Raw genomic sequence first — 13,269 nt, 5'->3', positions numbered from 1 at the left:
GAACCCACAGACAAAGACGTCTACGCGTTCATGCAAGTCATGAAGCGCGCAGACGTCTTTTTTTTGGCTTTGCAAATGCCCACGGGGACTCAGATGAAAAAATCCAAACTGGTCATGATTGGTAACGGAATGGCAGGCGTGCGCGCGCTGGAAGAGCTGCTGGCCATTGCCCCCGATCTGTACGACATCACGGTCTTCGGCGCCGAGCCGCATCCCAACTACAACCGCATTCTGCTGTCGCCCGTGCTCGCCGGCGAGCAGACGCTCGGCGATATCGTGCTCAACGACTGGTCCTGGTACCAGGACCACCATATCTTGCTGCACGCCGGCTATACCGTGACGGCCGTTGACCGGGCACGGCGCACGGTACATGCAGTCAATGCCCAGGGCGAGACCGCCAGCGCCGAGTACGACCGCCTGATCATGGCGACGGGCTCCAGGCCCTTCATCCTGCCCATCCCCGGCAAGGACCTGGAGGGCGTGCTGGCCTACCGCGACATCGCCGATACCGAGGCCATGATCGAGGCGGCCAAGACGCTCAAGCATGCGGTGGTGATCGGCGGTGGCCTGCTGGGACTGGAAGCGGCCAACGGCCTCATGAAGCGCGGCATGCAGGTCACCGTGGTGCATGTCGGCGACTGGCTGATGGAGCGCCAGCTCGACGATCAGGCGGGCCGCATGCTGCAGAAATCGCTGGCTGAGCGCGGCATGCAGTTCCGCATGCAGGCACAGACACAGGAGCTGCTGGGCGACGAAGACGGTGGGCGCAGTGGCCGCGTGCGTGCCGTGCGTTTCAAGGACGGCAGCGAGATCCCGGCCGAACTGGTGGTGATGGCCGTGGGCATTCGCCCCAGCACCGAACTGGCCGAGTCCATGCACCTGCATGTGAGTCGCGGCATCGTGGTCAGCGATACGCTGCAGACCGTGACCGATCCGCGCATCTATGCGGTGGGCGAATGCGCGGCACACCGAGGCATTGCCTACGGACTGGTGGCGCCCTTGTTCGAGCAGGGCAAGGTACTGGCCAACCATCTGGCGGAGTTCGGCATCGGTCGCTATCTGGGTTCGCTGACCTCGACCAAGCTCAAGGTCACGGGCATCGATCTGTTCTCTGCAGGCGATTTCCAGGGCGGCGGCGATACCGAGGAAATCCTCATGAGCGACCCCTATGCGGGGGTCTACAAAAAGCTGGTCATCAAGGATGACAAGCTGGTCGGTGCCTGCCTGTACGGCGACACGGTGGACGGCAGCTGGTACTTCAAGCTGCTGCGCGAAGGGCGCAGCGTGGCCGATATCCGCGACAAGCTGATGTTCGGCGAATCCAATCTCGGCGACACCGGCCACCAGGGGCAGAGCAAGGCCGCGGCCATGGCCGACGGCGACGAGGTCTGCGGCTGCAACGGCGTGACCAAGGGAGCGATCTGCAAGGCCATCAAGGACAAGGGCCTGTTCACGCTCGACGATGTGCGCAAGCACACCAAGGCCAGTGCCAGCTGCGGCTCCTGCACGGGCCTGGTGGAGCAGATCATCATGTTCACGGCCGGTGGCGACTACTCGGCGGCCCCCAAGACCAAGGCCATGTGCGGCTGCACCGACCACGGGCACCAGGCTGTGCGCGACGCGATCCGCGAGCACAAGCTGCTCAGCACCGATGCGGTGTTCCGCTTCATGGAGTGGCGCACGCCCAATGGCTGTGCCTCCTGCCGTCCGGCCGTCAACTACTATCTTGTAAGCACCTGGCCCAAGGAGGCCAGGGACGACCCGCAAAGCCGCTTCATCAACGAACGCAGCCACGCGAATATCCAGAAGGACGGAACCTACAGCGTGATTCCGCGCATGTGGGGCGGCGAGACCACGGCCTCCGAGTTGCGCCGCATTGCCGATGTGGTGGACAAGTACCAGATCCCCACCGTGAAGGTCACGGGCGGTCAGCGCATCGATCTGCTGGGCGTGAAGAAGGAGGATCTGCAGGCCGTCTGGAACGATATAGGCATGCCCTGCGGCCATGCCTATGCCAAGGCATTGCGCACGGTCAAGACCTGTGTGGGCAGCGAATGGTGCCGCATGGGCACGCAGGACAGCACCCAGATGGGCAAGGACCTGGAGCGCGCCATGTGGCGCATGTACGCACCGCACAAGGTGAAGTTCGCCGTCAGCGGCTGCCCGCGCAACTGCGCGGAGTCCGGCATCAAGGATGTGGGAATCATCGGTGTGGATTCGGGCTGGGAGATGTATGTGGGCGGCAACGGCGGCATCAAGACCGAGGTCGCGCATTTCTTCACCAAGCTCAAGACCGCCGAAGAGGTGATGGAGTACACGGGCGCCTTCATGCAGCTGTATCGCCTGGAAGGCTGGTATCTGGAGCGCACGGTGCACTACATCAATCGCGTGGGTCTGGACTATGTCAAGCGCCGCATTCTCGACGATGCCGAGGGCCGCAAGGCGCTGTGGGAGCAGCTGCAGTTTGCACTGGACGGCGAGCCCGACCCCTGGTTCGAAGCCGACAAGGCATCCGTGGATACGCGGCAGTTCCAGCCATTGATGGCTGCGCAAACCGAAAGCGCCAGCGTCTGATCACAAGCACCGAGGAGCCAGAAATGAGCGAATGGATTTCTATCTGCACGATCGATGACATCCCCGTGCTGGGAGCACGCCGCGTGGCGCGTGCACAAGGGCTGGATGTGGCCGTGTTTCGCAATGCCGACGATGAGGTGTTTGCGCTGCTGGACCGCTGCCCGCACAAGGGCGGCCCGCTGTCGCAAGGCATTGTGTTCGGCCGCAGCGTGGCCTGCCCGCTGCACAACTGGACGATTGCGCTCAGCACCGGCGAGGCGGCGGCGCCCGATGAGGGCTGCACGCCCTATTTCAGCGTGCGTGTGCAGGACGGCGAGGTGCAGCTGCGCGCCGACGAGCTGGCCAGCCGAGCCCTGGAGCAGACCCGCCCGCATGCCGGTCCTGCGCATTGCGCGGGCAAATCCGGCTGCGCCACGGCCTAGTGTCTCTGTTGATATGAAATAAATAGCTGCATGCGCTTGTTCAGAAAGCGTTACAGCATGATTTCACTGAAAGTCTGCCATGTGTGAGACCCAATCCAGCTGCCCTTGTTGCCGTGTGGGCTGCGAACTCGACTTCGGCGGTCCGCGTAGGAGTGAATCTGAACGCCGCCGCCTCTCTCTGGTGACGCCATGAAAGAAACCAAGTCCACCTGTCCCTATTGCGGTGTCGGCTGCGGCGTGGTCATCGAGTCCGATGGCCTGCAGATTACCGGCGTGCGCGGCGATCCCGAGCATCCTGCCAACTTGGGCCGTCTGTGCACCAAGGGCAGCACCCTGCATCTGACGGCCGCGCCCGCCTATGCCCAGCAGGCACGTTTGCTGCAGCCCATGCGCCGGCTGGAGCGTACAGCCGTACCGCAGGCGGTCAGCTGGGATCTGGCACTGGACGAACTGGCCGGGCGCATCGCCCAGATTCATGCAGCCCATGGTCCCGACGCGCTGGGTTTCTACCTCAGTGGCCAGCTGCTGACCGAGGACTACTACGTCTTCAACAAGCTGGTCAAAGGCCTGCTGGGCACCAATAATCTCGACACCAATTCGCGCCTGTGCATGAGTAGCGCCGTGGCCGGCTACAAGGCCACGCTGGGCGCCGATGCACCACCGGCCTGCTATGAGGACATAGACCTGGCCGGCTGCATGTTCATCACGGGCAGCAATATGGCCTGGGCGCATCCCATTCTGTGCCGGCGTGTGGAGGAGGCCAGGGCGCGCAATCCGCAACTCAGGATCATCGTGGCCGATCCGCGCCGTACCGAGACCGCCGAACTGGCCGATCTTTATCTGCCGTTGCAGCCGGGCAGCGATGTGATGCTGTTTCACGGTCTGCTGCACATCATGCTTTGGGAGGGCTGGACGGACAGCACCTTCATCGCGCAGCACACCAGCGGCTTTGCAGCGCTCAAGGAACTGGTGCGCGAAGCCACGCCCGAGAAGGTCGCTGCCATCTGCGGCCTGCCCGTGGCGGACCTGTACCGGGCGGCGCGCTGGATGGCGCTGGGCGGTGCCGAGGAGTCGGCGGAAGCGCGTCGTCCCACGCTCAGCCTGTACTGCCAGGGTCTGAACCAAAGCCGCAGCGGCACGGCGAACAACGCCGCGCTGATCAATCTGCATCTGGCAACGGGCCAGATCGGCAGGCCTGGCGCCGGGCCCCTGTCGCTGACGGGCCAGCCCAATGCCATGGGCGGGCGCGAGGTGGGCGGGCTGTCCAATCTGCTGAGCGCGCATCGTGATCTTTCCAACGCAGGGCACAGGGCCGAAGTGGCGCGGCTATGGGGTGTGGAGTCGATTCCGCAGCGGCCAGGCAAGTCTGCGCTGGAGATGTTCGAGGCCGCTGCCGACGGGCAGATCAAGGCCTTGTGGATTGCCTGCACCAATCCCGCGCAGAGCATGCCCGAACAGGCCATGGTGCGCAGGGCGCTGGAGCGTGCCGAGCTGGTGGTGGTGCAGGAGGCTTTTGCCGCAACCGAGACCACGGCCTATGCCGACTGGTTGCTGCCTGCCTCCACCTGGGGCGAGAAGCTGGGCACGGTCACGAACAGCGAGCGGCGCATCTCGCGGGTGCGCGCTGCCGTGGTCGCGCCGGGGGCGGCACGCCATGACTGGCAGATAGGCGTGCAGCTGGCGCGGCGCCTGGAGCAGCATCTGCGGCCCTCGCTGCCAAGCTTGTTTCCCTATGACACTGTGAATGCGGACGTGGGTGCCGAAGCCATCTGGAACGAGCACCGCGAGTCCACACGCGGGCGCGATCTGGATATCACGGGTCTGAGCTGGGCGGTGCTGGAAGTCAAGGGACCCCAGCAATGGCCCATGCCCCAAGGCGCCAGCCAGGGCCGTCAGCGTCTGTATGGCGACGCAGTCTTTGCAACCGATGACGGGCGCGCACGCTTTGATGCCCAGCCCTGGCAGGCGCCGGCCGTGCCGCGCGATGCAAGGCATCCGTTCAGTCTCAACACCGGTCGCCTGCGCGATCAATGGCATGGCATGACGCGCACCGGCCAGCTGGGGCGCCTGTTTGCCCATGTCAGCGAACCGCAGCTGCAGGTCGGCCCTCAGGACATGCAGCGCCTGCAGCTGCAGGATGGCGATCTGGTCCATGTCTCCAACCGCTATGGCGCCATCGTGCTGCCTGTGCAGGTAGATCCGGGGCTGCAGCCCGCGCAGCTCTATCTGCCCATGCACTGGGGCAGCATGTATCTGAGCGGCATGGGCTCCAAGGGGCAGCGGCTTGCGGGCGTCAATGCCCTGACCACGCCCGAGCGCTGCCCGCGCTCGAAGCAGCCCGAGCTCAAGCATGTGGCCGTCAAGCTGCTCAAGGCCGAGCTGCCCTGGACTTGTCTGGGCATGGCATGGCTGGATGAACAGCAGGTGCAGTCGGTTCGCCAGGCTTTGACCGAATTGATGGCCGAGTTCGACTTCGCCAGCTGCGTGTTGTTCGGGCGCGCCGTGCCGCTGGAAAAAGCGGATCAGGGCCGCACCGGCGTGCAGTTTCGCGCAGCGGCCTATGCCCAGCCCGGCGCCGAGGTGCTGGCGCGGCTGCATGGTCTGCTGCAGCTCGATGGCCCGCAGGCCATGCGCTATGCCGATGCGCGTCGCCAATGCAGCCGCGCCATGGCGATAGGCCGGCAGACGGAGGAGCCAAGGCTTGATGCCTTTTTGCTCTGCGGCGACGCCAGCGCCGGCCGCTGGCTGGGGCCGGTACTGCGCGACGAGCAATCGGTGCAAAGCTATGGGCGCCTATTGCTGTCCTCGGGGGGCAGGCCGCCCGCCGCCATGCCGGCCCGGTCGCCGCAGATCTGTGCCTGCATGAATGTGGATGAGGCCAGCATCAACTCGGCGCTGACCACCTGCGAGGGCTCCGCCGACGAGCGGCTCGCGCAGCTCAAGACTTCTCTGGGTTGCGGCACGCGCTGCGGCTCCTGCATTCCCAGGATCAAACAACTGGTACATGCGACGCCTGCGCCGCAGTCGGCAGCCTTGCCGGTTGCCGCCTAGATTCCGATGTCCGGCAATGCATATGAAAGGCCAGCCATGACAAACAGCCATGCCACTTCCCTGCCGCCCGTGGGCCGCTGCTACCTGGTCGGTGCCGGCCCCGGTGATCCGGAGCTGCTCACGCTCAAGGCACTGAGACTGATTCAGTCCGCCACGCTGCTGCTGGCAGACGATCTGGTGTCTGCCGACATCGTGAAGCTTGCCAGCGCTAGCGCCCGCATCGTTCATGTGGGCAAGCGTGGCGGGCGCGAGAGCACCTCGCAGGAATTCATCGAAAAGCTCATGATCATGGCGGTCCGCCAGGGTGAGCTGGTGGTGCGCCTCAAGGGCGGCGACCCCTTCATCTTTGGCCGTGGCGGCGAGGAGATCGAGCATTTGCGCATGGCGGGCATAGCCGTCGAAGTGGTCAACGGCATCACTGCCGGGCTGGCCGCGGCCACCAGCCTCGGCGTGCCGCTGACCCATCGCGACCATGCCCATGGTGTGGTGTTCATCACCGGTCATGCCAAGCCAGGCAGTGCCGGTCACGACTGGCAGTTGCTGGCCGGCACGGCCCGCATGCTGGGGCTGACGCTGGTGATCTACATGGGCGTTGCCACTGCCGCCCTCATCCAGCAGCAGCTGCTGGCCGGCGGACTGCCGGCATCTACTCCGGTGGCCCTGGTCCAGAGCGCCAGCCTGCCCGCACAGCAGCAAATACTGACCGATCTGGGGCAGATGACGCAGGCGCTGGCATGCAGCGGACTGGGCAGTCCCTGCGTGTTCGTGGTGGGCGAGGTGGTCAGGCAGGCCGCATCGTCCGCCGAGGGCTTGGGCGGGCTGCTGGAGCAGGCGCAGCTGCGCCGGGCCGTGGGCGCATGAGGCCGATTGCTGACAGCTGTCTCCCTTTTGTCTGAGTGCCGAGCCCGCATGACTAGAATTTGTCCGGTAACCCCTGAAAATTTGTCACACCCGGCCTCGTCAGTCTGCAGGGGGATAGCGGCGGCCGACACCTATGAGTCATGCGATGAGCACTGCATATCCCGATACCCAGCTTTTGATCGACGGACAGTGGCAGGACGCTGCCAGCGGCAAGAAAATTGATGTGCGCAACCCTGCAAGCGGCGAGGTGATTGGCCGTGTGGCCCATGCCGATATTGCCGACCTGGACCGCGCCCTGGCGGCGGCAGACAAGGGCTTTCAGGTCTGGCGCAAGGTGTCTGCCCATGAGCGCGGCGCCATCATGCGCCGTGCCGCAGCCCTGCTCAAGGAGCGTGCCGACGAGATCGCCGCGCTGCTGACGCAGGAGCAGGGCAAGCCGCTGGCCGAGGCCAAGGTGGAAATCATTGCCGGCGCCGGCATCATCGAATGGTTTGCCGACGAGGCCCTGCGTGTCTATGGCCGCATCGTGCCTTCGCGTCGCCCCGAGCAGCAGCAGCTGGTGATCAAGGACCCCGTGGGCCCGGTCGCCGCCTTCACGCCCTGGAACTTCCCCGTCAACCAGATCGTGCGCAAGATCGGCGCGGCCCTGGCTTCGGGCTGCTCCTTCCTGGTCAAAGCGCCCGAGGAAACCCCGGCCTCGCCCGCAGCCCTGCTCAAGTGCTTTGTCGATGCCGGCATTCCTGCCGGTGTTGTGGGCCTGGTCTATGGCAACCCCGCACAGATTTCCGAATATCTGATTGCTCACCCCGTAATCCGCAAGGTGACCTTCACGGGCTCCACGGCCGTGGGCAAGCAGCTGGCGGCGCTGGCCGGCCAGCACATGAAGCGCTCCACCATGGAGCTCGGCGGCCATGCCCCCGTGATCGTGGCCGAGGATGCCGATGTGCAACTGGCCGTCAAGGCCGCGGGTGCGGCCAAGTTCCGCAACGCGGGCCAGGTCTGCATCTCGCCCACGCGCTTTCTGGTGCACAACAGCGTGCGCGAGGAGTTCACGCGTGCCATGGTGGCCCATGCCGAGGCATTGAAGGTCGGCAACGGCCTGGAGCAGGGCACGCAGATGGGCCCGCTGGCCAATCCGCGCCGCGTGACGGCGCTGACCCAGCTGATCCAGAACGCCGAGCAAAGCGGTGCCAAGCTGATGACGGGCGGCGCATCCTTTGGCTCTGCCGGCAACTTCTTTGCGCCCACGGTGCTGGCCGACGTGCCTTTGACGGCCGATATCTTCAATCAGGAGCCCTTCGGCCCCGTGGCGGCGATTCGCGGCTTCGACAAGATCGAAGACGCCATTCAAGAGGCCAATCGCCTGTCCTATGGCCTGGCCGCCTATGCCTTCACGCGCTCGCTCAAGACGACGCACCAGCTGTCGCAGGACGTGGAAGCCGGCATGCTGTGGATCAACCAGCCGGCACTGCCGTCTGCCGAGCTGCCCTTTGGCGGCATCAAGGATTCGGGCTATGGCTCCGAAGGCGGCCCGGAGGCGCTGGAGGCCTATCTGGTGGCCAAGGCCGTGGCGATCAGCTGCGTATGAATCTGCAAGGCATTTGATGCAAGGCCACCCTCGGGTGGCCTTTTTTCATGGGATGTGTATGCCGTGGGGCGTATGGGGACTGTTTGTCGATCGTTATTCCATAAATGAATAGCGGTGGCTAGAATCGACGGTTTTTTACATTCGACAACAAATTCCAGCCCGCGCCATGCCATTGCACTCCACGGTTTCCCAGATCCATCCTCCAAGTTTTGTTCTTCGCCGCAGCTGGTTGTGGGGCGCGCTGGCCATCGTGCCCATGGGCACGGCCTGGGCCCAGGTGGCAGCTGCGGGCGCAGCCGAAGCCGCCAGCCAGACTTTCACGCTGGGGACGGTGGAAGTCAGCGCGCGGCGCGAGGCCGAGGAACTCGGGGCCGGCGATATGCAGCGCGTGGGCAGTGCCGAGATGGAGCGCAGCAACGCCAGCACCGTGGCCGATGCCGTGCGCAATCTCCCCGGCGTGAGCCTGTCGCGCAACAACCGCAACGAGGAAATGATCAGCCTGCGCGGCTTCGACTCGCGCCAGGTGCCCATCTTTGTGGATGGCGTGCCGCTGTACGTGCCCTATGACGGCTATGTGGACCTGGGCCGCTTCACCACCTTCGACCTGGCCGAGATCAATGTGGCCAAGGCCGGCGCCTCGCTGCTGTACGGCCCCAATACGCTGGGCGGTGCCGTGAATCTGGTCACGCGCAAACCGGTCAAGCCCTTCGAAGGCGATGTGCGCCTGGGTGTGGGCAGCGGCGGCGAGCGCAGGGCGAGCTTCAACCTGGGAGGTAACCAGGGCAGTTGGTACTACCAGCTGGGTGCCTCCTACCTGGATGCCGACAGCTTTCCTCTGCCCCGGGGCTTCAGGGATTACAAGAAGCAGCCCACTGATACCGGCAGCAAGCGCGAGAACGCGGACCGCACCGACAAGCGCCTGTCCTTCAAGCTGGGACTCACGCCCAATGCCACGGACGAATACGCCATCGGCTATGTGCGCCAGGAAGGCGAGAAGGGCAATCCCGTCTACACCGGCCAGTCCACGCAGAAGAACGCCGTGCGCTACTGGCGCTGGCCCTACTGGGACAAGGACAGCCTGTATTTCCTGAGCACCACCCGTCTGAACGGCAGCAATGTGCTCAAGACGCGTCTCTACAACGACACCTACAAAAACGGTCTCGACATGTACAAGGACGCCAGCTACACGGCCCACGATCCGACCAGCAGCTACAAGGATGTGAGCAAGGGGGCCAGCGTGGAGTGGGTCAACTACGCCTTCTCCGGCCACGAGCTGCATGCGGCCTTCCACTACAAGCAGGACGAGCACACCGACGCGGCCTCGGGCAAGGACCCGCAGAAGCACTACCGCGATGTGACCACCTCGCTGGTGCTCGAGGATCACATCGCCCTGGCCGAGCGCTGGCGCCTGACGCTGGGCCTGAGCCATGACCAGCGCGACGCCAAGCAGGTCTACCAGTGGCCCACGGGCTCGACCAGCGCCACCAACGGCCTGGCACGCCTGAGCTATGCGCTCACGGCTCAGGGCGACGAGGTCTATCTGATTGCCTCGCACAAGACCCGTTTTGCGACCATCAAGGACCGCTATTCGGCGCGCATGGGCACGGCCCTGGCCAACCCCGACCTCAAGCCCGAGGTGGCCAACCATCTGGAGTTGGGCCTGAGCGGCAAGCCCTGGCAGGGCGGCAAGGGCCAGGCGGCGCTGTTCTACAGCCGGGTGCGCGATCAGATCCAGACCATGGTCGTTGACTCCACGGCCTGCGGCGGCAAGACCTGCAACCAGGCGCAGAACGTGGGACGCACGCGCAATGCCGGTTTTGAGGTGTCGCTGGCGCAGCAACTGTCGGCCCAATGGACTCTGCATGCGGGCTACACCTATCTGAGCCGCACCAACCTCAGCGACCGCAGCATCACCTTGACGGACACGCCGCGCCAGCGCCTGACAGCGGCCCTGCAATGGAATCCGCAGGCCCAGTGGCAGCTGCGCGCCGAGCTGGAGGCAGAACAGGGCCGCAAGGTGCCGCTGTCGGCCAGCGGCCAGGCCCAGGTCTATCAGATGGCCGGCTACGGCGTGGCCAATCTGCGCGCGCGCTATCTGCCGCGTCCGGACACCACGCTGGACTTCGGCGTGGCCAATCTGGGCGACAAGTGGTATCAGCTGGCCGACGGCCTGCCCATGCCGGGGCGCAGCTGGTATGTGAACCTGGGCTACCGGTTCTGACGGTCATGCAAAACCTGCTTCGGACATCGCTGGCAAGGCGTGACTGGCTGCGCAGTCTGGCTGCCCTGGGCATGGCCGGTGGCCCGGCCCTGGCGGTGAGGGCACAACCCGCTTCGGGCACCGGCATACAGGTGGCGGCCGTGGGCGGACTCGTGCTGTGCGGCGTGTGGCCGCGCGTGGCCGAGCAGGCCAGCCAGGCCCTGGCCATGCCGGTCACCACCGTAGCGGCCGCGCCGAAGGAGGGCGTGGTGCCCGCCTTCGCGCGCGGCGAGGCGCAGATGCTGCTGATCCACGCCAGCGACGAAGCCATGGCACTGGAGGCCAGCGGCATGGCTTCCGCCGCGCGCATCTGGGGTTGGAACCAGCATGTGATTGCCGGACCCGCTCATGACCCCGCAGGCGTGCGTTCGGTCGCTGACGGCACGCAGGCGCTGCGGCGCATTGCCGAGACCGGCTCGCCCTTCATCGCGCTGCGCGACCCCGGCAGCTATACCGTGGTGCAGCGTCTGTGGCGGCGCGGCGGCATACGACCCGATGCGCGCTGGCTGCGCGCCGACACCGGCCCGCGACCACAGGCCGTGCTGGAGCTGGCGGCGCGCGAGCAGGCCTATGCCGTGGTCGGCCATATTCCCCTGGCTTTCGGCAAGATGGGCGCTCCCGGCATAGAGCTGCTGCTGCATGGCGATCCGCTGATGCGCAGACCCTATGTGCTGCTCACGCCCGGCCCGCGCCATCCAGCCACGCCGGAGCAGCGCCGGGCGGCGGGCCTGCTGGCCGAGTACCTGTTGTCGGCGGCCGGCCAGCATGTACTCGAAGCCGCCAGCGGCACGGGCGGCCCTTGGGTGTTTGGGCGCGACAGCGTGCCCGCCGGCATGAGCGCCGGTGCCGATGGACAGACTTGAGCGAAGGAGCAGCATGAGCACCGCTATGACGCCGCCGCTGGCGGCATTGATTTACCCCGATGAGCGGCACGATATCGAGGACTTGCTCGAAGGCGTGGCGCGGCGGCTGCAACAGTCGGGCCGGCAGGTGGGCGGGCTGGTGCATCGCCAGAGCCGCTATGCCAATGGCAACAAGTGCATGCGTCTCTTGGATCTGCGCAGCGGCCAGCAGTTCGAGATGACCGAGGACCTGGGCGCTGCCTCGCAGGCCTGCAGCCTCAATCCGCAGGCCCTGGCCCGGGCCAGCGTGGTGCTGCGCCAGGCACTGGCCGATGGTGTGGAGCTGGCCGTCGTCAACTGCTTCGGCCAGCTCGAAGCCGCTGGCGGCGGTTTTGTCCAGGAGATCGCCGCTTTTGTCGAGGCCGGCATTCCCGTGGTCACGGCCGTGGCGGCCCGCCACGAGGCTGGCTGGCAGAGCTTTACCGGTGGCGCCTTCGTGCGCCTGCCGGTTGACGAACAGGCACTGCTGCACTGGTGCCGTCAGCAGCTGCAGCGCGAAGACCAGGGAGACCGGTCATGCTGACGCGGCGCCAATGGCTGCAGGCCGGTGCTGCGACGCTGGCCCCCGGGGCCTGGGCCCAGGATGGCGGCTCGGTCATCGCAGCCCGCTTTGGCTCGCTGCCGGCACGGCCGGGTCGCGTTTTCGCTTCAGGTCCGCCGGCCGGCGTGCTGCTGGCCGCGCTGGCGCCGCAGCAACTGCTGGGCTGGCCCATGGAGCTTGGCGATGCGGCGCGCGCCCATCTGGGATCGCCGCTGCAGGCCTTACCCTATCTGGGGCGCCTGTCAGGGCGCGGCAGCACGCTGTCGCTTGAAAAGCTGCTGGCGCTGCAACCCGATCTGGTGCTGGACTCCGGGACCTCCGACGCCACCCATGTCTCTGCCACCGAACGTCTGGCCCGCCAGACGGGCCTGGCCTGCGTGCTGGTGCAGGGCAGCCTGGGCGACCATGCGCGCCAGCTGCGCGAGGTGGGAGCTTTGCTGGGTGCAGCCGGGCGTGGCGAGACCCTGGCCCGACATGCCGACGAAGTGGCCAGACTGGTGCGCGCCGTGACCGCAGGGCTGGGGGAGCAGGCCCGGCCGCGCGTCTATCTGGGGCGGGGCGCCAACGGCCTGGAAACCGGGCTGGCCGATTCCATCAATGTCGAGGTGATCGAGTATGCGGGCGGCCGCAATGTGGCGGCCCAGGCAGGCAGGGGCGGACTCACGCGCGTCTCCATGGAGCAGATCCTGGCCTGGGACCCCGAAGTCATACTGACCCAGGAGGCAGGCTTTGCCGAGCGCGTGCGCCAGGACCCCTTGTGGCGCGGCATCAGCGCCGTGCGCAGCGGCAGAGTGCACTGTGCGCCCGTGCTGCCTTTTGGCTGGCTGGACGGCCCGCCCAGTGTGAACCGGCTGATCGGCGTGCGCTGGCTGCTCGAGAAACTGCATCCGGGCCGGCTCGCGCGGCAGGGCGCCAAGCCCCTGGAGCAGGCGGTGCGCGAGTTCTATGCGCTGTTCTATGGCGTCCAGCTGTCGTCGGCGCAGTTGCAAGCGCTGCTGGAAGCCGCGCGCTGAGTGTCTTTGGTTTTATGAAGTTATTTGGCTCTAGCTCAGACAGGGTAATTGGTAGCA

The 13,269-nt window shown here is 66.0% G+C and carries 9 protein-coding genes; all 9 read left to right on the top strand.

Annotated features, from left to right (window positions below):
• Positions 1 to 93: 93 nt before the first annotated feature.
• The 9 genes from nirB to V8Z78_RS05300 all read left to right on the top strand — a co-directional run bounded on the left by nirB (position 94) and on the right by V8Z78_RS05300 (position 13,212).
• Entirely contained in the window at positions 94 to 2,574 is a 2,481-nt protein-coding gene (gene nirB, locus V8Z78_RS05340) for a nitrite reductase large subunit NirB (RefSeq protein WP_349731033.1), read from the top strand.
• A gap of 23 nt (positions 2,575 to 2,597) precedes the next feature.
• Entirely contained in the window at positions 2,598 to 2,996 is a 399-nt protein-coding gene (gene nirD / locus V8Z78_RS05335) for a nitrite reductase small subunit NirD (RefSeq protein WP_349731032.1), read from the top strand.
• A 189-nt stretch (positions 2,997 to 3,185) separates the two neighbouring features.
• A complete protein-coding gene (locus V8Z78_RS05330) occupies positions 3,186 to 6,047 on the top strand; it encodes a nitrate reductase (RefSeq protein ID WP_349731031.1) in 2,862 nt (953 codons plus the stop codon).
• Positions 6,048 to 6,083: 36 nt separating this feature from the next.
• Positions 6,084 to 6,908, top strand: a complete 825-nt coding sequence (gene cobA, locus V8Z78_RS05325) for a uroporphyrinogen-III C-methyltransferase (RefSeq protein ID WP_057091504.1) — start codon at positions 6,084 to 6,086, stop codon at positions 6,906 to 6,908.
• Between the two features lie 145 nt (positions 6,909 to 7,053).
• Positions 7,054 to 8,496: an NAD-dependent succinate-semialdehyde dehydrogenase gene (locus V8Z78_RS05320; RefSeq protein WP_003061837.1), complete on the top strand. Its 1,443-nt coding sequence runs from the start codon at positions 7,054 to 7,056 to the stop codon at positions 8,494 to 8,496.
• 166 nt (positions 8,497 to 8,662) lie between these two features.
• Entirely contained in the window at positions 8,663 to 10,717 is a 2,055-nt protein-coding gene (locus V8Z78_RS05315; protein WP_502878834.1) for a TonB-dependent receptor plug domain-containing protein, read from the top strand.
• 5 nt (positions 10,718 to 10,722) lie between these two features.
• Positions 10,723 to 11,619, top strand: coding sequence for a substrate-binding domain-containing protein (locus V8Z78_RS05310; RefSeq protein WP_349731030.1), 897 nt, complete (start codon positions 10,723 to 10,725; stop codon positions 11,617 to 11,619).
• A 13-nt stretch (positions 11,620 to 11,632) separates the two neighbouring features.
• Entirely contained in the window at positions 11,633 to 12,181 is a 549-nt protein-coding gene (locus V8Z78_RS05305; protein WP_046461021.1) for a DUF2478 domain-containing protein, read from the top strand.
• A complete protein-coding gene (locus tag V8Z78_RS05300) occupies positions 12,175 to 13,212 on the top strand; it encodes an iron ABC transporter substrate-binding protein (RefSeq protein WP_349731029.1) in 1,038 nt (345 codons plus the stop codon). Before V8Z78_RS05305 ends, V8Z78_RS05300 begins: the two co-directional genes overlap by 7 nt.
• Positions 13,213 to 13,269 lie beyond the last annotated feature (57 nt).

Origin of the sequence: Comamonas sp. wu1-DMT (assembly GCF_040187805.1) — a bacterium.
GTDB lineage: Bacteria > Pseudomonadota > Gammaproteobacteria > Burkholderiales > Burkholderiaceae_C > Comamonas > Comamonas thiooxydans.
The sequence above is the reverse complement of the archived record's forward strand: the minus strand, read 5'-3'. Positions and strand labels throughout refer to the sequence as shown.

What these genes read in the sequence shown, in the direction of transcription:
- nirB (WP_349731033.1), top strand. Translation starts at nt 94, where the DNA reads ATGAAAAAATCCAAACTGGTCATGATTGGTAACGGAATGGCAGGCGTG.
- nirD (WP_349731032.1), top strand. Translation starts at nt 2,598, where the DNA reads ATGAGCGAATGGATTTCTATCTGCACGATCGATGACATCCCCGTGCTG.
- V8Z78_RS05330 (WP_349731031.1), top strand. Translation starts at nt 3,186, where the DNA reads ATGAAAGAAACCAAGTCCACCTGTCCCTATTGCGGTGTCGGCTGCGGC.
- cobA (WP_057091504.1), top strand. Translation starts at nt 6,084, where the DNA reads ATGACAAACAGCCATGCCACTTCCCTGCCGCCCGTGGGCCGCTGCTAC.
- V8Z78_RS05320 (WP_003061837.1), top strand. Translation starts at nt 7,054, where the DNA reads ATGAGCACTGCATATCCCGATACCCAGCTTTTGATCGACGGACAGTGG.
- V8Z78_RS05315 (WP_502878834.1), top strand. Translation starts at nt 8,663, where the DNA reads ATGCCATTGCACTCCACGGTTTCCCAGATCCATCCTCCAAGTTTTGTT.
- V8Z78_RS05310 (WP_349731030.1), top strand. Translation starts at nt 10,723, where the DNA reads ATGCAAAACCTGCTTCGGACATCGCTGGCAAGGCGTGACTGGCTGCGC.
- V8Z78_RS05305 (WP_046461021.1), top strand. Translation starts at nt 11,633, where the DNA reads ATGAGCACCGCTATGACGCCGCCGCTGGCGGCATTGATTTACCCCGAT.
- V8Z78_RS05300 (WP_349731029.1), top strand. Translation starts at nt 12,175, where the DNA reads ATGCTGACGCGGCGCCAATGGCTGCAGGCCGGTGCTGCGACGCTGGCC.